The organism is Candidatus Curculioniphilus buchneri endosymbiont of Curculio glandium, assembly GCF_964275155.1.
In the GTDB taxonomy this organism is placed as follows: domain Bacteria; phylum Pseudomonadota; class Gammaproteobacteria; order Enterobacterales; family Enterobacteriaceae; genus Curculioniphilus; species Curculioniphilus buchneri.
The window spans coordinates 1,013,472-1,035,285 of the sequence record NZ_OZ193413.1 but is presented as its reverse complement, the minus strand read 5'-3'; the positions used below and the strand labels follow the sequence as shown (position 1 = coordinate 1,035,285).

At 31.2% G+C, this 21,814-nt stretch carries 15 protein-coding genes, 1 tRNA gene and 1 pseudogene; 9 read left to right on the top strand and 8 right to left on the bottom strand.

From position 1 onward, the window contains the following. Positions 1-527: 527 nt before the first annotated feature. Entirely contained in the window at positions 528-1,109 is a 582-nt protein-coding gene (locus tag ACICP0_RS03160; protein WP_395479879.1) for a YajG family lipoprotein, read from the bottom strand. 2,194 nt (positions 1,110-3,303) lie between these two features. Here ACICP0_RS03160 and ACICP0_RS03155 point away from each other — a divergent pair. The 8 genes from ACICP0_RS03155 (at position 3,304) to ACICP0_RS03120 (ending at position 12,095) form a co-directional block, all read left to right on the top strand. Next, positions 3,304-3,453, top strand: a complete 150-nt coding sequence (locus ACICP0_RS03155) for a hypothetical protein (RefSeq protein WP_395479878.1) — start codon at positions 3,304-3,306, stop codon at positions 3,451-3,453. Continuing rightward, complete coding sequence (locus tag ACICP0_RS03150; RefSeq protein WP_395480264.1) at positions 3,414-3,584, top strand: trigger factor; 171 nt, start codon at positions 3,414-3,416, stop codon at positions 3,582-3,584. The genes ACICP0_RS03155 and ACICP0_RS03150 overlap by 40 nt, the downstream gene beginning before the upstream one ends. 534 nt (positions 3,585-4,118) lie before the next feature. Next, complete coding sequence (locus ACICP0_RS03145) at positions 4,119-4,370, top strand: hypothetical protein (protein ID WP_395479877.1); 252 nt, start codon at positions 4,119-4,121, stop codon at positions 4,368-4,370. A gap of 809 nt (positions 4,371-5,179) precedes the next feature. Beyond that, the gene (gene clpP / locus ACICP0_RS03140; protein WP_395479876.1) at positions 5,180-5,803 is read left to right on the top strand and encodes an ATP-dependent Clp endopeptidase proteolytic subunit ClpP; all 624 of its coding nucleotides are present in this window, start codon (positions 5,180-5,182) and stop codon (positions 5,801-5,803) included. A 165-nt stretch (positions 5,804-5,968) separates the two neighbouring features. Continuing rightward, on the top strand, positions 5,969-7,240 hold the full coding sequence (clpX, locus tag ACICP0_RS03135; RefSeq protein WP_395479875.1) for an ATP-dependent Clp protease ATP-binding subunit ClpX: 1,272 nt from the start codon (positions 5,969-5,971) through the stop codon (positions 7,238-7,240). A gap of 197 nt (positions 7,241-7,437) precedes the next feature. Continuing rightward, positions 7,438-9,774: an endopeptidase La gene (lon, locus tag ACICP0_RS03130; RefSeq protein WP_395479874.1), complete on the top strand. Its 2,337-nt coding sequence runs from the start codon at positions 7,438-7,440 to the stop codon at positions 9,772-9,774. 1,536 nt (positions 9,775-11,310) lie between these two features. Continuing rightward, on the top strand, positions 11,311-11,769 hold the full coding sequence (gene gpt / locus ACICP0_RS03125; RefSeq protein WP_395479873.1) for a xanthine phosphoribosyltransferase: 459 nt from the start codon (positions 11,311-11,313) through the stop codon (positions 11,767-11,769). A 249-nt stretch (positions 11,770-12,018) separates the two neighbouring features. Further along, positions 12,019-12,095 (top strand) — tRNA-Thr (locus ACICP0_RS03120). 124 nt (positions 12,096-12,219) lie between these two features. On the opposite strand, the gene ACICP0_RS03115 is transcribed toward ACICP0_RS03120, so the two are convergent. Then, a complete protein-coding gene (locus ACICP0_RS03115; protein WP_395480263.1) occupies positions 12,220-12,333 on the bottom strand; it encodes an SEC-C metal-binding domain-containing protein in 114 nt (37 codons plus the stop codon). Between the two features lie 117 nt (positions 12,334-12,450). After that, positions 12,451-14,958: pseudogene (gene secA / locus ACICP0_RS03110) on the bottom strand (preprotein translocase subunit SecA); the annotation flags it as partial. A gap of 456 nt (positions 14,959-15,414) precedes the next feature. Between secA and ACICP0_RS03105 the strand changes: the two are divergent. Continuing rightward, positions 15,415-15,933, top strand: coding sequence for a DUF721 domain-containing protein (locus tag ACICP0_RS03105; protein ID WP_395479872.1), 519 nt, complete (start codon positions 15,415-15,417; stop codon positions 15,931-15,933). 83 nt (positions 15,934-16,016) lie between these two features. Here ACICP0_RS03105 and lpxC read toward each other — a convergent pair whose 3' ends face one another. The 5 genes from lpxC to murC form a co-directional block, all read right to left on the bottom strand. After that, on the bottom strand, positions 16,017-16,937 hold the full coding sequence (lpxC, locus tag ACICP0_RS03100; protein ID WP_395479871.1) for a UDP-3-O-acyl-N-acetylglucosamine deacetylase: 921 nt from the start codon (positions 16,935-16,937) through the stop codon (positions 16,017-16,019). Between the two features lie 106 nt (positions 16,938-17,043). Further along, complete coding sequence (gene ftsZ / locus ACICP0_RS03095; protein WP_395479870.1) at positions 17,044-18,204, bottom strand: cell division protein FtsZ; 1,161 nt, start codon at positions 18,202-18,204, stop codon at positions 17,044-17,046. Positions 18,205-18,273: 69 nt separating this feature from the next. Further along, positions 18,274-19,530, bottom strand: a complete 1,257-nt coding sequence (gene ftsA, locus ACICP0_RS03090) for a cell division protein FtsA (RefSeq protein WP_395480262.1) — start codon at positions 19,528-19,530, stop codon at positions 18,274-18,276. A gap of 66 nt (positions 19,531-19,596) precedes the next feature. Continuing rightward, on the bottom strand, positions 19,597-20,328 hold the full coding sequence (locus ACICP0_RS03085; protein WP_395479869.1) for a cell division protein FtsQ/DivIB: 732 nt from the start codon (positions 20,326-20,328) through the stop codon (positions 19,597-19,599). Continuing rightward, positions 20,309-21,781, bottom strand: coding sequence for a UDP-N-acetylmuramate--L-alanine ligase (murC, locus tag ACICP0_RS03080; RefSeq protein WP_395479868.1), 1,473 nt, complete (start codon positions 21,779-21,781; stop codon positions 20,309-20,311). The genes ACICP0_RS03085 and murC overlap by 20 nt, the downstream gene beginning before the upstream one ends. Positions 21,782-21,814: the final 33 nt, after the last annotated feature.

Here is a 21,814-nt window from a genome sequence, read left to right as displayed (position 1 = left end):
GTCTTAGATTTTAAAAATTACTAAATATTACTAATACGCATATATATTATTCTAATAATATTTTCTAAATTTTATTTAAAAATAAAATAGCAATGTACTCTTCTTATAATTGTTAGAATTTTGTTAAATAAGTAGTAAAGTCTTTTCAAATTTTATTTGAAAATCTAAATATAAAAAAATAAAATAATTATTTTTTAACATAAATAAACTACAACAATGGTCTAATTGTGTTAAAACTGTTTATGTGCCGAGTAATTTAAATGACGTATAAGTTACAATACAATCTATTAATATACTCAAGTGAAGCTAAATATTGTATTCTTTTGTATCTGCTGATACCACCTCTTTTAAATTTTATTTATATTGCTCTTCTCTTATATATTTTAATAAATGATATTTTAATTGACACTGATACATAATATAAACGCACGATGTACTAATTATGTTCAGTCAGGTATGGTAACGACTTCTGATTTTGTGTTGTAATATTATCTGAATTTCATACCGGATGATCAGAATCAAATAGGTTAGTACGCATTTTGCTTGATAAAATCACTGATACTTCTATCATTAGATATTTCATTGAAAACATAATTTAAAATGGCGCTCATGGCGCATGCAATTTTATTATTAGTTGCATAAAATACTCCTTTCACGTTATGACAAGATTGGAAATGTTTTATTTTTCTATGACCATTATCCGCTTGCACAATGATAGCAATATCTGCATAGGTCGTGATACTGTGAGAAAAATTTCCTTCTCTGACATCAGAGTAAAATTTATGTATCACGATATTCAAATTTATGGGACCATTTGGTCCAACTGTATAACCACGAGCTAACATTTGTTTTTCAAATATTTCTTGTAATAAAAATCGCACATCGCGTGATGGCATTAATGCGATGCATTGTCCACCACGGTTCAATTTGGCTAATATTTTCTCTGAACGTTGATCGGCACTATTGATGCTCACCATAATGCCTAATGCTGAAGTAGCACACTGCGGTAAGTGGATATTGGGAATAATATCGAGTGTATTAATTCTAGACACTACACAGCTAGAGAGTAACATTAGAATTAATAGTAGAATTAGTAATTTTTTAAACATAATATAAATTTTTTAAGCGAACAGTTTTAATCTATTACAGAAATGAGGAAGATGATGTTACACGCATCATCATATTCACAATTCTCTGTTACAGGGCATATATTTTTATTTTAAAACTTTGAATTGGTAATTTAGAGATGTATAGTGTATTACGTACTACCTTGTAGTAAATCTTAAAAAAACCAACTTATAATTACATTTTTGCTATTTCATTTTACTTATAATGTTAAGAAAAAAAGTTTAAATAACGCAATTTTAGTACATATGAAATTATACATTTTTTAGTTTTTATAGAAGAATACGTATATAAGATTACAAGATAGAAATGTGATGTTGGTATATAGCTGATGCTTTTTTTATATTGCTTTATTTTTAAATACACCTAATCATTAGAATCATTAGCATGATATATTTTATATATTGTCTATTATCAATAATAAATCGTGCACATTATATAATATATCTATAAATTTAGACTTTGCCTTGCCAGATCTTTTGTTGATCTAGCTAGTATGCTGTTTTGTTAAAGAACAAGTTATCTATAATGTTTTCTTGTGTATATTCTCGAACACGTAATGTGTGATAAAAATTTTGCGTTCTATTGCAAATTTTACGAAAAATAAAATTAAATAGACAAAATTTTATTTTGTGCAAGTTTTCATAAAAACAATCGAAAAATTTTTTTGATTAGTCTGTATATAAAAAAATGATTGAAATTGTTAGTTATAAGTAGTTCCATTATGAAAATATTATTAATTTAACAAAGAAACGTATCTCATTTCCTCTATCTATATAGCATAAAATAAACAAGATGTGTATCTCGCTAAAGATTATGACAGACTTATCAAATCTAAATCAGCTAACCAGAACGCAATTAAGTTAATGCTACACGTGAATAATATTAGTTTAATAAACAAGTATACTTAATTATATCCTCTATTTTATTCCAATACTATATTTTCATTCTTTTTTTTATTATGTTCTAGTATCATAGATATATATGCAGTAATACGGTTATTGTTATTTATAGACAAAAAGATAATTTCTAATTTCTTACTGAGACTTATTTACAGATAATATAGTCTGTTAAAATGAATATCTACTTATTGTTGTCACGATGTTGTGACTCAGAGTTAATGGAATGACATTGCCATCAACAATCTTAAATTGGATTCATTTTATATGATATGTTTATCATGCTAATGACACCACTATATGCAGTACTGAGTGGATTAATTATATTTTTCAGTTTCCAATGCGAAATGAATGAAATATTTTCAAAAACAGTAAATTTAAAATTAGAGGAATATATTTAACTAAATTTATTGATCAACAAAACATGCTTGTATGAAAAAAGGATACAAAGTTTAATAAACTAAAATAGTTTATCGATAGCGTTTGATAGAACCTTCATTTTATTTATACAGTAAATCTTTGAATAAAAATTCAATCTGGTAAAAATTATTCACAAAATATTATTAATTGATAAATTATAAACCAATAAATTTTAGTTAGAATTCTACATACTACTAAAAAAATCATTTTTTAGTAACGTGTAACGAAAGATATGGAGATATATTATTGCGAGGAATGAGACAACTTATATTAAAAATTAATCCGGTCTATTATGATCTGTAAAAAAACGGAAATCGATCAACTATAGTAAATTTTACAATTCATTTCAAGTCAATACTAATGAATCATTATTTTAATGATGTATTTATTTTAAATTAGCTTTCTAAAAATATATAGCATACACAAAATACGAATTTGTTCAATACATGCATTATACTACATGTAACACATCTAATGAAAGATTAGATGATAATTTATAATATTTTTACATATCATCCGCATGATCTGATAACAGATATTGGATTAATGTTTCAAAAAAGATAATATATTTTGTTGAAAAGCTTTGTCAAAAATAAATATTTATTTTTTTGATTTTGACTTATTTAGACAAATAAATTTTGATTTTATGTACTGTTTAGTTTCACCAATCCCTTATAATTATAATTTTTCTTTATATGTTTGAACATATTCGAATGACTAGTGCATACTAGGATAATTGGTTTTATTTTATAAATTACGCACTAAACACCATTAATATGGTAAAATACTTAGTCCCCAAATCTATATTTTAAGGTTTCTTAAAATTAAAAAAAATACTTTAACATTTCGAGGTAGTAGAATGAAAGTTTATATTAAAGTTACTAAAGATTTGGTACGACGTGTGAAACTTACCATTTCTGCCGTAATAATTAAACAAGAAATGAAAAAATTAGAAAATATTGCTAAAGAATTCATATTGACGGATTTCGTCGAGAAAACATTCCTATAAACATCATAGCTCAACACTATGATTCTTTAATCTGTCAAAATATCTTACGGAATCTCATGCAGAGTAATTTTATTACGACTGTGTTTCAAAAAGAAATTAATCTTGTTGGCACACTAAATTATATACCATAAAAATATAAAATGGATGAAGATTTAAAGTATTTAGTAGACTTCGAAAATATATCTAGAAATAAAATTATTGGATTGTAGAGAACATGACAATTGAAAAACCGTTAGTAAAAATAAATGATACTGATATTGATCGGGTACTAAAAAACTTGTTAAAGCATAAGTCACTTGGAAACAAATAACCGACCTTGCTGATGTTAAACGATCGCGTAACTATTGATTTTACCAAGACTTTCGATGGAACGAAAACCATTGATTATCTACTAATTACAGGATAAGGTCGCATGATTGCTGATTTTAAAAGAAGTATTATAGGATATAAATTTGGTGAAAACTTCGATATTAATGTTATGCATCCAAATAATTATTTGGTAAAACATTCAAGGGATTAAACTATTAATTTTTTTATTCTATTAAATAACATTGAATAATGTATTCTTCCAGTAATAGATTTAATCTATATCAAACGTTTTAAGTATCGTCAATGGATCTATTACACACTTACGTAGGAACATTCGTAAAAATACGGAACGCGAATTGGAAGATATTATATGCACCAAGGTTAAAAATCAAATTTTCGATGCATTGCTAAACAATAATGAAATTTCTGTACCAACATCTTTAATTAATAACGAAATTAATATACTCAAAACAAGTGAAACACAACAGTTTAATAATTTAATAATAGTAAAAGAACAACTGTGGAATTATCAAGTAAACTATTTGAAGAAAAAGCTAAACGTCGTGTTAAAATTGCATTGTTTTAGATGCAGTAATCCAAAAATATAAATTAAAATCGGATGAAACTCATGTTAGTACTATGGTTAAAGAGATTTCTTTTGTCGGATAAGAATCCAAAAAAAGTAATCGAATACTATAGTAAAAATGACAAATTAATGAACAATATACGAAAATAATTCTAGAAGAGTAAGCAATGGACGCCTTACTTCTCAAGGTTCATATAATAAAAAAATCAAAAAATCCATTGAGTTAATATGACATCAGCAACCAATCATATAATGTACAATTATAATTTTTATTGATACGATTTAATCGTTAATTAGTAATATTTGCTTTCTATATATACAAAAATCCTATTTATTTTATAATATGGTATGAATCTTTGATAACTAATTATAATGAACTCAATTAATCTTCATTGATTATAAGCACGTCAGTAATACGGAACAAAAACTTCATATGAAGATCATGTATACACAAAAATAATAAAGTATACTTTTATTTTTCAATTAATATAATTTGTCCGTGATTAAATAGATATCATTGCAGTCACATACTATGTCTCATGCTATTATTTTTCTTTTTATGATCACTCAGTGAAGTATTTTTACCATTACATATTCTCAATATAGTATGATAGATGGATAAAAATAATACCCATTGCATCAATTTCAAAGCATTTTAAAGTTGTTTTAAAAATAATTCAAAAATTATTTTGATTAAGAATCATTAATCACTAATCCTAAATTAGTTAATAAGCTTAATATTATTATACTTGACGTATATATCGCGCATTTATCTTATACACAACATGAACACTTAAATATTGCATCACATTTGATTGCAAGGAAAATATAATGACATACAGTAATAAACAAGATGACTCTGCATATCATATGACCCTTGTACCAATGGTAATAGAACAAACTTTACGGGGGGAACGCGCATATGATATTTTTTCTCGTCTATTAAAAGAACGCATCATCTTTATAACCGGTCAAATCGAAGATTATATGGCACATGTAGTGATTGCACAAATGATGTTTCTAGAATCGGAAAATATGGAGAAAGATATCTATCTATATATTAATTCTCCAGGAGGTGTTATTACTGCTGGAATGTCCATTTATGACACTATGCAATTCATTAAACCAGATGTCAGTACATTTTGTATGGGACAAGCTGCTTCTATGGGAGCTGTGTTGCTGACAGCTGGAGCTAAAGGAAAACGCTTTTGTTTACCTAATTCAAGAGTAATGATTCATCAGCCATTGGGTGGTATTCAAGGACAAGCTACTGATATTGAAATTCATGCTAAAGAAATTTTAGCAACCAAAGCTAGGATGAATAAATTAATTGCGAAACATACCGAACAACCTATTGCATTAATTGAAAAAGATACTGAACGAGATCGGTTTCTTTCTGCAGAAGAAGCTGTAAATTATCACTTAGTAGATTCTATATTAAGCCAACGCACATAATACATATAACGTTATGTATTATAAATAGTATTAATCGTGACGAATATAAATATACCATCCAGACATACTCATGCATGTACTCTAGATTTGATTATCAATATTCATCATTACTCTATTCTAATGTTATGTCTGTATTCAAAATGAAATAAAAGGTTGACTGATAAAATGGATAAACAAAATGATGGTTCAGAACAGCTTCTGTGTTGTTCCTTTTGCGGTAAAAACCAACATGAAATACAGAAATTAATTGCTGGGCCGTCAATATATATTTGTAATGAATGTGTCGATTTATGCAATCATATTATTCGAGAAGAGATAAATAACACAATTTCTCCACATCGAAAATGTAGTACAATACCAACACCGAATGAAATCCGTAAGAATCTGGATGACTATGTCATTGGTCAGGCACAAGCTAAAAAAATTCTAGCAGTAGCAGTATATAATCATCATAAACGTCTATGTCAACGCGATAATAGCATTGAACTTAGTAAAAGTAATATTTTATTAATTGGACCGACAGGTAGTGGTAAAACTTTGCTAGCAGAAACGCTAGCTCGATTTTTAGATGTGCCTTTCGCTATGTCCGATGCTACTACTCTCACGGAAGCTGGATATGTAGGTGAAGATGTAGAAAACATAATTCAAAAACTATTACAAAAATGTGATTACGATGTACAAAAAGCACAGCGTGGTATCGTATATATTGATGAAATAGATAAAATCTCTCGTAAATCAGATAATCCTTCGATTACACGTGATGTATCTGGCGAAGGAGTGCAACAGGCATTGTTGAAACTTATTGAGGGTACCATAGCGTCAGTACCACCACAAGGTGGACGTAAACATCCTCAACAAGAATTTTTACAGGTAGATACATCAAATATTCTGTTTATTTGTGGAGGTGCTTTTTCTGGACTGGACAAAGTCATTGAGAAACGTATTATGATTAACTGTAGTATCGGATTTAATGCTAAGATAAAAAATGTATCAAAACAAAACACTGAAGGTAAGTTGTTACTACAAGTAGAACCGGAAGATTTAATTAAATTTGGTTTAATTCCCGAGTTTATTGGACGTATGCCCATTGTGGCAATTTTAGATGAACTGAATGAAGCAGCACTAGTTCAAATTCTTATAAAACCTAAAAATGCATTAATAAAACAATATCAAGCGCTTTTCAACTTAGATAGCGTCAGGTTAGAGTTCCATGATAAAGCGCTATCAGAAATTGCGAAGAAAGCTATTGCGCGTAAAACTGGTGCTCGTGGCCTACGTTCGATCATGGAAAATATATTGCTGGAAACTATGTACGAATTACCTTCTCAAGAAGGTGTTGAAAAAGTGGTGATAGACGAAGCAGTTATCATGGGTCAATCAAAGCCATTGATGATTTACCAAGGTCAATGTGAAAATCAGCATGCCTCTAGGAAATAAAACGTAATTCGTTAGTATGTTCAAAATCTTATCATATGGAAAATAAGGATTTTAATTGCTAGTGTTTCATTGCTAATTCCCGTTGAATGTAAGCTATTTGACCCCATATACTCAAATATCTGATTATTGAAATTGATAAATACCGAGTTTTTGCACATCCCACAAACCTAGCGGTAGCTAAATTAAGAGAGAGTTCTATGAATGCTGAGCATTCCGAACGTATACAAATCCCTGTATTGCCTTTGCGTGATGTAGTAGTGTATCCGCATATGGTTATCCCTTTATTTGTTGGTCGAGAAAAATCAATCCGTTGTCTTGAAGCAGCTATGAATAGCGATAAAAAAATCATGTTAGTAGCCCAAAAAGAAGCTTCAACCGATGAACCAGGTACCCATGATCTTTTTTCAATTGGTACAGTATCGTCTATTCTACAAATGTTAAAATTACCCGATGGTACAGTAAAAGTATTAGTAGAAGGATTGACCCGTGCTTGTATTGTTGAATTAACAGATGATAGTAATTACTTTACTGCTGAAGTAGGATACTTTAATACACAGGAATTAGATGAACGTGAACAAGAAGCACTGGTACGTACTTCAATTAATCAATTTGAAGGTTATATTAAACTCAATAAGAAAATTCCGCCTGAAGTGCTTACTTCTCTACATAGTATAGATGATGCTGCACGTTTAGCAGATACTATTGCAGCTCATATGCCTTTAAGATTGACTGATAAACAGTCTATCCTAGAAATGTCTGATGTAACTGAACGTTTAGAATATCTCATGGGTATGATGGAGTCGGAAATTGATATGCTACAAGTAGAAAAACGAATCCGTAATCGTGTTAAAAAGCAGATGGAAAAAAGTCAGCGTGAGTATTATCTGAATGAACAGATGAAAGCAATTCAAAAAGAATTAGGCGAAATGGATGATACGCCGGACGAAAATGAGATATTAAAACGTAAAATAGATGCAGCAAAAATGCCAAAGGAAGCTAAGGAAAAAACTGAAACAGAGTTGCATAAGCTCAAGATGATGTCACCGATGTCTGCTGAAGCAACCGTTGTACGAAGCTATATTGATTGGATGTTGTCTGTACCTTGGTATTTACGTACAAAAGTAAAAAAAAATTTACTTATGGCACAAGAAATTCTTGATAGAGATCACTACGGTCTAAAACACGTTAAAGATCTCATTTTAGAATATTTAGCAGTACAAAGTCGGGTCAAGAAAATAAAAGGACCAATTTTATGTTTAGTAGGGCCGCCAGGTGTAGGAAAAACTTCACTAGGACAATCCATCGCTAAAGCTACTGGACGACAATATGTACGTATGGCCCTTGGAGGTATGCGAGATGAAGCTGAAATTCGCGGTCATCGACGTACTTATATTGGATCCATGCCAGGTAAATTAATTCAGAAGATGTCTAAAGTAGGAGTAAAAAATCCACTTTTTCTATTAGATGAAATCGATAAAATGTCATTAGACATGCGCGGCGATCCAGCATCTGCATTACTAGAAGTTCTTGATCCAGAACAAAATATAGCATTCAATGATCATTATTTAGAAGTAGATTATGATCTTTCTGACGTTATGTTCGTTGCAACTTCTAATTCAATGAATATTCCAGCTCCTCTTTTAGATCGCATGGAAGTAGTTCGTTTGTCAGGATATACAGAAGATGAAAAACTAAACATTGCTTGTAAGCATCTGTTGCCTAAACAACTAGAACGCAATGCCTTAAAAAAAGGTGAACTCAGAATCAAAGATAGTGCATTAGTAAATATAATTCGTTATTATACTCGAGAAGCTGGAGTGCGTAATTTAGAACGTGAAATTGCAAAATTGTGTCGTAAAGCAGTCAAGATTCTTCTGATGCATAAAAGTACTAAAAACATCGATGTTGATTCTGATAATATAAAAAGTTTTTTAGGTGTACAACGATTTGATTATGGACGTGCAGAAGAAGAAAATCGTATTGGCCAGGTTACTGGCTTAGCTTGGACTGAAGTTGGGGGTGATTTGCTTACTATTGAAACTGCTTGCGTACCTGGAAAAGGTAAATTAATCTATACTGGTTCTCTGGGTGAAGTGATGCAAGAATCTATACAAGCAGCATTAACTGTAGTACGTGCACGGGCAGATATACTGAACATTAATCCTGATTTTTATGAAAAAAAAGATATTCATGTACATGTACCTGAGGGTGCTACTCCTAAAGATGGTCCAAGTGCTGGTATAGCCATGTGCACTGCGCTTGTATCCTGTCTCACAGGCAATCCAGTAAAAGCTAATGTGGCGATGACTGGAGAAATTACTCTTCGAGGTCAAGTATTATCTATTGGTGGTTTAAAAGAAAAGTTATTAGCGGCACATCGAGGCGGTATTAAAATTGTATTAATTCCCTACGAAAATAAAAGAGATCTTGAAGATGTACCGGCTAACATAATTAATGATTTGCAAATTTACCCAGTGCAAAAAATTGATGATGTTTTAAATATGGTTTTACACCATGCTCCATTTAGTATGTAGATTGCTGTTAATTAGAGAAAAAGTATGTCAGTAAACTAATAAATTTAATTTTTTATTTTTACTTATAGTTTATAGGGTGGTATTGAAATGTTTATCACAGAGTTTATTTCAGGTTATTTAGTGAATAAATCAAATATTTTTCAATGTACTATATCTAATACTCAGATGATATTGCATCATGTTGTATAGTTGTATAGGATATTTATTCAAGGAAAGAGCTTTATGTTTTTTACAATATCGTATAATACTTGCTAAATAAAAATATTTAATATTAATAAAATTGATTTTTAATAACTGTAACATCCTTTAATTAAGGATGTGCTGATTTTCAGTTAAATTTTATTTAAGTGTTAAATATTACATGTTTTAAATGTATATTATATTAAATGCAAACTTATAATATATGATATAATAGATATTATGATAATTTCTGTATTTTAAGATTGTTTCGATCACAGATAGTCACTATTCAAAATTTGATATATGTGGATATATATGTATGAAAATATAAACTTTTTGTATTGATATCTGAAAATTTAATGAGACATCCATAAACAATAAATGATTTTAATAGATATAGATATTATTAGTAGAATATAAAATATTTAACGTTTTTAGTAAAAATATATGCGTCATATACGTATTTTGTTATATTCGGTTAATATTAATTATGAATTACCGATTGTAATGTTTTTATAAAAAAACTTCAACATTATTAAATAAATCGAATAATATTCGAAATAAATTTTATCAATTTAAAGAACTATATGCGATTACCATGGTTGATATAGTCAATGACTTTATTTAAAATAAACATAGTAAAATGCAACATATATCAATTATCAATTTAGAATCGTTAGAAATAAAACTTATAAAATTATAAAAAATAAAAGATATAAAATATATGTATAAAAATAGTATGATTAATCTAAGTTTATAACATTTTATATTATCATTCTAAACATAATAGTTGAAACATTAATTTTATTAAAAAATATCAAATAAATAAACATCACATGATATTTATAAATATAATAAGTGGCATGCAATATTTGAAAATACTTAAAGGTATCATATTAAATCGTCTTGACTAAAAGATAAATTAATTAATTATATTTCTTAATTTGTCCATTATACAAGTTAACTTATTAATAATTAGTAGAAGAATATATAATATTTTTATTAAAAATTTTCATACTTAATTTTAATATGATATATATTTATACATATCCTATAATAGATTATTAACAATAGTTAATAATTTTTCCAACATCATGGCTAGATTCAGAAAAATTCTTTACCATTATGTATTAAAATTTACTTTACAATAATGAAGTAAATATCATTTTAATTCAGCAATATAATATTTAAGATATATTATTATTAATATTATGATGTCAATCATTAGTAATTTAGCATTGTGCTAGATATTGATACTTTAATAGAACATATTAATTACATACTTATGATATACATGTACATTTTTTCAATATTCTAATAATTTTAATCTAACTTGGAGCCGACTGAGAATGAATTATGACCAAAAAATACGTCATTACTTGGGATATGTTACAAATCTATACACGTACTATGGCTCAGCGTCTCCTTCCTACTAAACAATGGACAGGAATTATTACAGTTAGTCGCGGTGGTTTAGTACCGGGCTCTTTATTAGCTCGTGAACTTGGAATTCGTCATGTAGATACTGTTTGCATTGCTAGTTATGACCATGATAATCAACGTAATTTAAATGTGCTAAAACATGCAGCAGGAGATGGAGAAGGATGCATTATAATAGATGATTTAGTAGATACAGGCGATACTGCCAAAGCTATTAGAAAGATGTATCCTAAAGCCTATTTTGTCACTATTTTTGCTAAACCGGCAGGTCGTCCTCTTGTTGACGATTATGTTATTGATATTTTACAAGATACCTGGATAGAACAGCCTTGGGATATGGGCATGGTATTCGTTCCACCTTTAGTGGAAAAATGACTGTTATTATTAATCTGAGAAGGTCATTTTATAAATTAAATTTATAAAAAAGACAAAAAAGTATATCATAAGTTAACTTGTGATTAATATCATTAGTTTATGATAAAATAGCATTTTCAACACTGTGAAACATTACTTTACTTTTAGTATTTGACATTTTTATTAATTCTATCCAGTCTTGTATCTTATAGCACAATACAAAACAAGATTTATAATATTATATTTTTAAAATTAGCTACTGTTTGAAATGCCGATATAGCTCAGTCGGTAAGAGCGTCGCATTCGTAATGCGAAAGTCGTAGGTTCGACTCCTACTGTCGGCACCACATTATGTATAAAAGTTATGATATTTTAAACATCTTAAATTTTAAACATCTTAACATCACATCTTAAATTTTAAACATCTTAAAGTGTTGACTACAATATAGTGAATGCTCAATCAAAATTGTATTATTTCAATTGTCCATGACAATACTTAAATTTTTTTCTTGATCCACATGGACAAATGTCGTTACGTCTAATTTTTTTATTTCTATATTTTGTATTTATGCTTTCTGATATCATTACATGATCTGACTCCCATGTATAATGGCTAAACTTTTTTAATTTAGATAATGACTGTCTTTGTGCTATTTCGTGACCGTTATATTGATCTACTACTCCTTTTATGATATCAGTTTCTTCTACTGACATACGTACTTGTATTTTTCCTAAGACTCGGCTTACTTCATATTTCAAAGATTCTAACATAGCTGTAAACAGTAAAAATGATTCACGTTTATATTCTTGTTTTGGATCTTTTTGCGCATAACCACGCAAATGAATTCCTTGGCGTAAATAATCCATTGCTGCTAGATGTTCTTTCCACAATGAATCAAGAGTGTTTAACATAATGCTCTTTTCAAAGTTTCTTATTATTTTGGTTCCAAGAATATTTTCTTTGCGTTGATACTCCTTTACATTCCATTCTAATATACGTTGACGCAATATCTCTGCATGCAGTTCTACACTTTCAACTACCCATTCTGTGATGGGTATATCTAAATTAAAATCGTTTTTAAGACACTGTTCTAAGTCTGATATATGCCACATTTCTTTCAAAGACTGCGATGGAATATAAGTATCTAAAATTGTTTTTAATACATCGTCTCGAATTCTCTTAATCGTTTCACTAATATCCTCTACATTAAGCAGCTCATTTCGTTGAGCATAAATGGCACGGCGCTGCTCATTAGCTACATCATCATACTCAAGCAATTGCTTACGGATATTAAAATTATGATTTTCTACTTTGCTCTGAGCATGAGCAATCATCTTAGTAATCCATGGGTGTTCAATTGCTTCACCTAACTTCATACCTAGTTTTCGCATCATACCAGAAACACGATCTGAAGCAAAAATACGCATCAAAGAATCTTCCAGTGATAAATAAAAACGAGAAGACCCAGCATCTCCTTGACGACCAGAACGACCACGTAACTGATTATCTATACGACGTGATTCATGTCGTTCAGTTCCAATAATATGCAATCCACCAGCAGATAAAACGTTATTATGATTTTTCTGCCAAGCACATTTAATAGCTGTGATTTTTTTCTTATCAGATACTCCAAGCGCTGTAATTTTCGCTTGTAAACTACCACCTAAAACAATATCAGTACCTCTACCAGCCATATTGGTAGCAATAGTTACGGCTCCTGGCTGCCCCGCTTGAGCAATAATGTCTGCTTCCATAGCGTGAAATTTAGCGTTAAGTACCTTATGTGATATACCTTCTTTATTTAATCGATTGGAAAGTAATTCAGATTTCTCAATAGAGATTGTACCAACTAAGACAGGTTGGCCAAGAGCAGCACGCGATTTTATATCTTCGATAATAGCCTCTATTTTTTCTTTTTCAGTCATATAAACTAAATCAGGAAAATCTTTACGAATCATTGGACGATTAGTTGGAAGTACTATAGTATCTAAATTATAAATAGATCTAAATTCACAAGCTTCAGTATCTGCAGTCCCAGTCATTCCTGCAAGTTTTTCGTACAAACGAAAATAATTTTGAAATGTAATCGAAGCTAGGGTTTGATTTTCATTCTGAATAGCTACGTTTTCTTTAGCTTCTACTGCCTGGTGCAGTCCATCAGACCAACGTCGACCTGGCATAGTACGCCCAGTATGTTCATCTACTATGATGACTGCACCATCTTTAACAATATAATCTACATCTCGGATAAATAACACATGAGCACGAAGAGCAGCAGTAAAATAATGTACTAAAATAATATTGGCCGGTAAGTAAAGCGAATCAACTTTCTCCATAATAGAAGCTTTTACTAACAACTCTTCAACTAAAATAAGACCGCGTTCAGTTAAATATATCTGTCTTAATTTTTCATCTACATAAAAATGACCTTTTCCTTGAAAACTTTCTGAATCTTCTTTTTCCTGTCGTACTAAACATGGAATTAATGTATTAATTTGACGATATATTTCTGAACTATCTTCTGCAGGACCAGAAATAATTAATGGAGTACGTGCTTCATCTATCAGAATGGAATCAACTTCATCTAGCAAGGCATAATGGAGATCACGCTGCACACGCTCTTTCGGGTTAAGCACCATATTATCACGAAGATAATCAAAGCCATATTCATTATTCGTACCGTAAGTAATATCAGCAGCATAAGCAGCACGTTTTTCAGAAACAGGCATCCCCGAACGATTAATAGAAACAGTTAATCCAAGAAATTCAAACAATGGACGATTATTTTCTGCATCGCGCTGTGCTAAGTAATCATTTACTGTAATTATATGTACACCTTTTCCGCTTAAAGCATTCAAATAAGCCGGTAATGTCGCTGTTAAGGTTTTTCCTTCACCGGTACGCATTTCAGCAATACAACGTTCATTAAGCACTATACCACCTAAAAGTTGAACGTCAAAATGACGCATACCAAACACTCGCTTACTTGCCTCACGCACAACAGAAAATGCTTCCGGCAAAAGACTATTAACAGAAGAACCATTCTTGATACGGTTACGGAATTCGACAGTTTTAGCTGCAAGCTGCTCATTGCTTAATTGTTCTATTTCACATTCCATCTGATTAATAATATGTACAATTTTACTCATATGTCGTAAAGTACGATCGTTACGGCTTCCAAAAATTTTGGTAAGTAGTTTTAATAACATAGTCAATTATATCTCTATTATGACCTTATTCTATAGAGGTCAAAAGTAGTATTCAAAAATATTACAGCATTTTTAACAAACCATGCAAAACAACATGTTACTGGAAGTTATTCACAAAATAATATGTCAGCTGATATCAATATGTTGATTTTTTCGCTTCATGATTTAATAACAGATTTAAATTAAAATTACGATTAGTATTTAGGGTAATAGGTAGAAATCGAATGATATCTGTTGTATGAAATATTATAGCAACTAGTAAAAATAAACGATAAAATGAGACATCAAACTTTTTTTGAGCTATATTAATTCATCAAAAAAATCATGGTCTAAAAATATGCTAGTATCACATTTAATAAAAAATATGAATTTCTAATAATTTTTGTTAACATTATACTAGTAATGTAATGTATCCATATTGTAACAACATCTGAAATCTTTTTATTAAAAATTTTTATGCGAAATAGTCACCCATATTCAATCAATATTCTATTAAATAATCCTGTTAGCATAGGTCAGATATCTTTAGAAAAAATTCAAAGACGAACTATAATGCTGTTAAAACTTAATAAAGCAGTAACCGCACTGCTACCAGGCCCTCTTCGACCCTGGTGTCGAGTTGTTAACTTACGAAAAGGCATTATGATATTAGAAACAGCCAATGCTACTTGGAAGATGCGATTACGTTATGAGCAAACTCATTTATTATCCGTATTACGTTTACAAATTTTACCATCACTATCATCAATAAATATCAAGATTAATCCCCTCCTAGCGATAAAAGAAAATGTAAATTTTAAAAAAAATGAAGATGCTAAACCGTACCATTCTATTTTAGAGAAGCCAAAAACCTTAAGTATACAAAGTGCAGAATGTATTCGCCATATGGCAATACACAGCGAAGGAACATTAAAGAATGCACTAGAACGACTAGCAAAATTAGTAGAAAAAAACTTTAGATCTACTATTTATTAAAAGTAAAGACAATCTTCATTGTTTATGAAATAAGAAAAATATAAGAAAAATAAGAGATTTTTATTAATTCTTAGATAGATATTTTAGGCCATTACAAATGTTGGTTCTTTAAATGTTAATGGCAATTTTTCCTCATTTTCAAAAGTTATCAATTCCCAAGCGTCCTGACGAACAAGAAGTTTTTTTAATAACTTATTATTCATAGCATGCCCAGATTTAAAGGCTGTAAATGCACCGATAATATTGTATCCACACATAAATAAATCTCCAATGGCATCAAGTAATTTATGACGAACGAACTCATCTCTAAATCGAAGACCATCTTTATTTAATACTCGATATTCATCAACTACAATGGCACAATCAAAACTACCGCCGAGAGCAAGCCCTCGAGATTTCAAATTTTCTATATCACTCATAAATCCAAAAGTACGTGCTCGACTAATTTGACGAACAAATGATTCAGACGAAAAGTTTAAGACATAACGTTGAAAGCATCCTGAATTAATCGCAGGATGTTGAAAATCAATAGTAAAATCAAGCGTAAAACCATGAAATGGTGCTAATTCAGCCCATTTATCACCATCATCAATTCGTACTACTTGTTTAAGACGTAAAAACTTTTTGGTACTATTAAGTTCCTTAATACCAGCATCCAATAGCAGATAGATAAAAGGGCTGGCACTACCATCCATAATGGGAATTTCAGGCGCATTAACTTCAATAAAAATATTGTCGATACCTAATCCTGCTAATGCTGCATTTAAATGCTCAACAGTAGAAATGCGAACATCATATTCATTAATTAAACAAGTACATAGTTTGGTATCACGTACTAAGCTAGCATTTACAATAAAATTTACTGGAGGATTTAAATCAGTTCTACGATAAATGATCCCACTGTTTGCCGGTGCTGGACGTAATGTTAAAATGATGTTTTTTCCAGTATGTAGTCCTACACCAGTAACTTGTATCATACGTTTTAATGTCCGCTGTTTGATCATTTGTTGATCTCTAAATATTTTATTTACTAATTATTCTTAACAATATTAAGAAGAGATGGCTGATGAATCAAAAAAATAAAAATCAGCGTGTTTTAAAATATACTATTTAATCTGCTTTTTTACGTAAAAATGCAGGAATATCTAGATAATCAAGTTCATTATTATTTTGCTTTGTTTTTTTATTTATTACTTCAGACGTTAATCTGTGCTCCTGTGTTAACGAAGATGTACCTATTGCACTATCGCGATAATGATTAGTCGTTATAGATGGGTGAGTTTGTGTATTAGTTAGTAAAGTAATTTCAGGTTGTTTGTCTATACCGATACCAGTTGCAACTACAGTGACTCGAAGTTCATCATTCATGTCAGGATCGACTGAAGTTCCAATAACTACAGTAGCATTATCGGAAGCAAATGCGCGTATAGTATTACCAACAGTTTCAAATTCATCTAAACGTAAATCAAATCCAGCGGTAATATTAACAAGAACCCCCCGAGCCCCAGATAGATTTATGTCTTCTAATAAAGGACTAGAAATTGCTATTTCTGCTGCTTTTTCAGCACGATCTTCTCCACGAGCAATACCAGAACCCATCATAGCATAGCCCATTTCAGACATCACAGTTCGAACATCGGCAAAGTCTACATTTATCAAACCTGGACGCGTAATAAGTTCAGCAATACCCTGTACAGCACTTTTAAGTACATCGTTAGCAGTACCAAAAGCATCTAGTAAAGAGATTCCTCGACCTAATACTTTTAGTAATTTATCATTTGGAATTGTAATTAATGAATCTACATATTTAGAAAGTTCAGTAATTCCTTGCTCTGCAAATGTCATCCTTTTTTTGCCTTCAAAATTAAATGGTTTGGTGACTACAGCAACGGTTAAAATACCAATATCTCTAGCTATTTCTGCTATCACTGGGGCAGCTCCTGTACCTGTGCCTCCACCCATTCCTACAGCTAGAAATGCCATATCAGCACCTTCCAAAGCTACTCGAAGCGCTTCACGATCCTCTTCAGCAGAGTTTCGACCAATTTCTGGATCAGCACCTGCTCCTAATCCTTTAGTAATGCTACCACCTATTTGAATAGTTTGACCTACTGTCGTTTTACGTAATGCTTGGGCATCGGTATTGACAGCGAAGAAATCTACGCCTTCAATGCATTCACGTACCATATGCTCAACCGCATTGTTACCACCACCACCAATGCCGATGACCTTAATAACCGCATCGTTCGTTAATTCAATTGGCTCAAACATAATGTTTCTCCATTTATACTGGTTACTTTAGAAGTAACTTCTTATGTCGCTGTTTCATCTTTAAAAAAATTAAAATTCTTTTTTTAGCCAGTTAGTAAAGCATTTAAACCAAGTGCTTAAATATGTACTTTTTTTAGTTGTTATTGCATTACTTAAATATGATTCCTTACCGTATTGTAATAGTCCAATAGCGGTCGAATAATAGGGTTGTGTTACACAATCAGTGAGACCGGTAATATTTAAAGGTTGACCTATACGAACATGGGTATGAAATACTTGTGATGCACAAGCCATCAAACCATTTATTTGTGCAGCACCACCTGTAAGGATTATGCCTGCTGCTAGATGATATTTAATGCCCTTGTCTTTTAAATTTTCTTGTAATTGAATAATTTCCTTATTTACTAAACTTAACAATTCAGTATATCGAAGTTCAATTATGTCAGCTAATGTCTGTTGTTGGAGATTACGTGGCGGACGTCCACCAATACTCGGTACTTCTATGTAGTCATCTTTATTAATCATAGATCCTAATGCACAGCCGTAATGTATTTTAATAGCTTCAGCTTCTGTGATAGACGTGTTAAAAGCATAAGCAATATCATTAGTAATTATATTACCAGCATAAGGAATAACTTTAGTATGACGTAAAGCTCCGTCAGTATATACAGCCATATCTATGGTTCCACCGCCAATATCGATAATACACGTACCTAATTTACGTTCATCTTCAGTTAACACTGCATAGCTTGAAGCAAGACCTGAAAAAATTAATTGATCAACTTTTAAACCACAACGTTCTACTACTTTTACAAAATTCTTAGCTATATCGTTATGACAAGTAATTAAATGAACATTCACTTTCATCCGAATACCAGACAATCCAAGTGGATTTTTAATACCTGTTTGACAATCAATAGCATATTCCTGTGGAATTACATGCAAGATACGATGTTCACCTTTCATCCGTACCGATTTAGCGGTATGCACTACATTATCTATGTCTTCTTGGATAACTTCTTCTTTTGAGATGAGTGCCATGCCAGTCTCATTCCGACAACTAATATCGTGACCAGAAAGTGCAAGATACACTGATGAGATATGACAGTTTGCCATCGTTTCAGCCTGATCAATGGCAATTTGAATAGATTTTATTAATGATTCTACATCATTAACACAACCTTTATATATGCCACGAGATGGACAAGTACCAATACCAATGATATTTACTATACCTTCGGGTAAAATTTCTCCTATCAGGGCTGCTATTTTAGAAGCACCGACTTCTAGTCCCACTACCAGTTTCTTATCAGTTGACTTGATCATGGTTGTTTGATTTATTCCCATTTTGGTTCTAATTATTAATTATTATTCTCCGAACTAATATAAGTTTTAGGACCAACCGACAGCCATACCTGAATCATAACGTAAATCCACATAACTGATTTTCTTATTTTTACTCCAAGCTTGTTGGAGAAGAATTGGATAAACATCAATAAATTGCTTTAAGCACTCAATGTTATTGTTCCGATCTAATTGCAATTGAATATTATTTTTTAATATTAATTTCCATGAATTACGAGCGTTCATACTAATTGATTTAAGCCGAAACTTGGCTGCTGTTAAAATCTGATTCATAATATAATAGCCAGCAAGTACATTTTTCTCTTTACCTTTTGGACCATAGAGTTTTGGAATCTCTTGATTGATAATTCGATCCTCTGGTATTTTAAATATGTGACCATTATGGTCAATTAAATATAAATCATCCCAATATGCTATCGGTGTATATTCTATTAAATGTATTTTTAAAATATCTGGCCACTGCTTTCTTACGTAAGCTTTTTGAATCCATGATATATGTTCAATTTGATTTTGTATAACCTTAACATCTAGTGTTATAAAAGTACTTGGTGCACCTATTGTTAAAATTGCTTCACGGACATCATTATTACTAGTATAATAACGTTCACCTGTGATCACTAATCGAGCAAGCGTTAAATAATGAGTATGTTTCATCCAATTCATAACCATCCAAATTGTCCAAATAATAGTACTCAGTACTATTATAAAGAAACTCAAACCTGCAATTTGACCATTTTGTTTAATTATAATTTGTTTCATTGAAATATGGCTGTAGTTTTTTATCTGCTAGTCTACGAGCTATTTTACCTACCGTACCAGCTCCTTGCATTAGAACCAAATCATTATCTTGCAATGTCAGCGCCAATGTTTCTGGAAGTGCGTCTACATCTAGTACTAAAATAGGATTTATCCTCCCGTACCTTCGAATTGTATGACATAGAGATTGGCTATCGGCACCAGAAATTGGTATTTCACCAGCTGAATAAACATCTAACATCAGCAATACATCTACGTTTGACAAAACATGAGCAAAATTGTCATATAAATCTCGTGTACGAGTGTAACGATGTGGCTGAAAAACCATAACTAAACGTTTATCTGGCCAGCCAGCGCGTGCTGCTTTAATTGTAGCGTCTACTTCTGTGGGATGATGGCCATAATCATCAATTAGCATTACTTCACCTATTTTACCGTTGACTTTAATTAAATCATATCGACCTAAATCATCAAATCGGCGTCCAGTGCCCTGAAATTTTAACATCGCTCGTACAATGGTGTTATCATCAATACCTTCTTCTGTTGCCACTGCAATGGCTGCTGCTGCATTTAGTGCATTGTGATAACCTGGAGCATTTAACTCCACTTGAAGATCAGATTTATCTTGTCTATGGACGGTAAATTTGTTCAGATTACCTATCTGACGATAAGCAGTAAGATATAAATCCGCATCTTTACTGAAGCCATATGTAGTAATTTGTCGACCTATGAAAGGTTGTAATTCTCGAATAACAGGATCATCAATACACATTACCACTCGTCCGTAAAATGGCAGGTTATGTAAAAAATTGATAAATGTTTTTTTTAAATTTTCAAAATCTCCTTGATAAGTATCCATATGGTCAGCTTCAATATTGGTTATGATAGCAACCATTGGTTGCAGATGCAAAAAAGACGCATCACTTTCGTCTGCTTCCGCAATAAGATACCGACTACAGCCCAGACGGGCGTGTACTCCGGCAGCCTTTATAAGGCCGCCATTAACAAATGTAGGGTCAAGACCAGCTTCAGCATAAATACTGGTCACCATTGCTGTAGTGGTTGTTTTACCATGTGTACCAGCAATAGCGATGCCATGACGAAAACGCATTAATTCTGCTAACATTTCAGCTCTTTGGATAACGGGAATGCGCGCTTTCTTAGCTGCAATAATTTCTGGATTGTCATAAGGTATGGCGCTCGATATAACAACTACGCTGGCATTATTAATATTTTCAGGTCGATGATTAAAATAAATTTTTGCACCTAATATAGTCAATTGTTGCGTTACTGTATTCGCTGAAATATCGGAACCACTAATTTGATAACCTTCATTTGCCAGTACTTCCGCGATTCCACCCATGCCGGCACCGCCTATACCAACAAAATGAATTTGTCTGACACGGCGCATTTCAGGAATAAAAGTTCGAAGTCTAGCTAGCTGTTGTGTATTCACAATATTATCGCTTTAATAATAAAGACAAGGCTT

Coding starts and splice junctions, on each gene's coding strand:
- ACICP0_RS03160 (WP_395479879.1), bottom strand. CDS start 1,109: ATGTTTAAAAAATTACTAATTCTACTATTAATTCTAATGTTACTCTCT.
- ACICP0_RS03155 (WP_395479878.1), top strand. CDS start 3,304: ATGAAAGTTTATATTAAAGTTACTAAAGATTTGGTACGACGTGTGAAA.
- clpP (WP_395479876.1), top strand. CDS start 5,180: ATGACATACAGTAATAAACAAGATGACTCTGCATATCATATGACCCTT.
- clpX (WP_395479875.1), top strand. CDS start 5,969: ATGGATAAACAAAATGATGGTTCAGAACAGCTTCTGTGTTGTTCCTTT.
- lon (WP_395479874.1), top strand. CDS start 7,438: ATGAATGCTGAGCATTCCGAACGTATACAAATCCCTGTATTGCCTTTG.
- gpt (WP_395479873.1), top strand. CDS start 11,311: ATGACCAAAAAATACGTCATTACTTGGGATATGTTACAAATCTATACA.
- ACICP0_RS03115 (WP_395480263.1), bottom strand. CDS start 12,333: ATGATATCAGAAAGCATAAATACAAAATATAGAAATAAAAAAATTAGA.
- ACICP0_RS03105 (WP_395479872.1), top strand. CDS start 15,415: ATGCGAAATAGTCACCCATATTCAATCAATATTCTATTAAATAATCCT.
- lpxC (WP_395479871.1), bottom strand. CDS start 16,937: ATGATCAAACAGCGGACATTAAAACGTATGATACAAGTTACTGGTGTA.
- ftsZ (WP_395479870.1), bottom strand. CDS start 18,204: ATGTTTGAGCCAATTGAATTAACGAACGATGCGGTTATTAAGGTCATC.
- ftsA (WP_395480262.1), bottom strand. CDS start 19,530: ATGATCAAGTCAACTGATAAGAAACTGGTAGTGGGACTAGAAGTCGGT.
- ACICP0_RS03085 (WP_395479869.1), bottom strand. CDS start 20,328: ATGAAACAAATTATAATTAAACAAAATGGTCAAATTGCAGGTTTGAGT.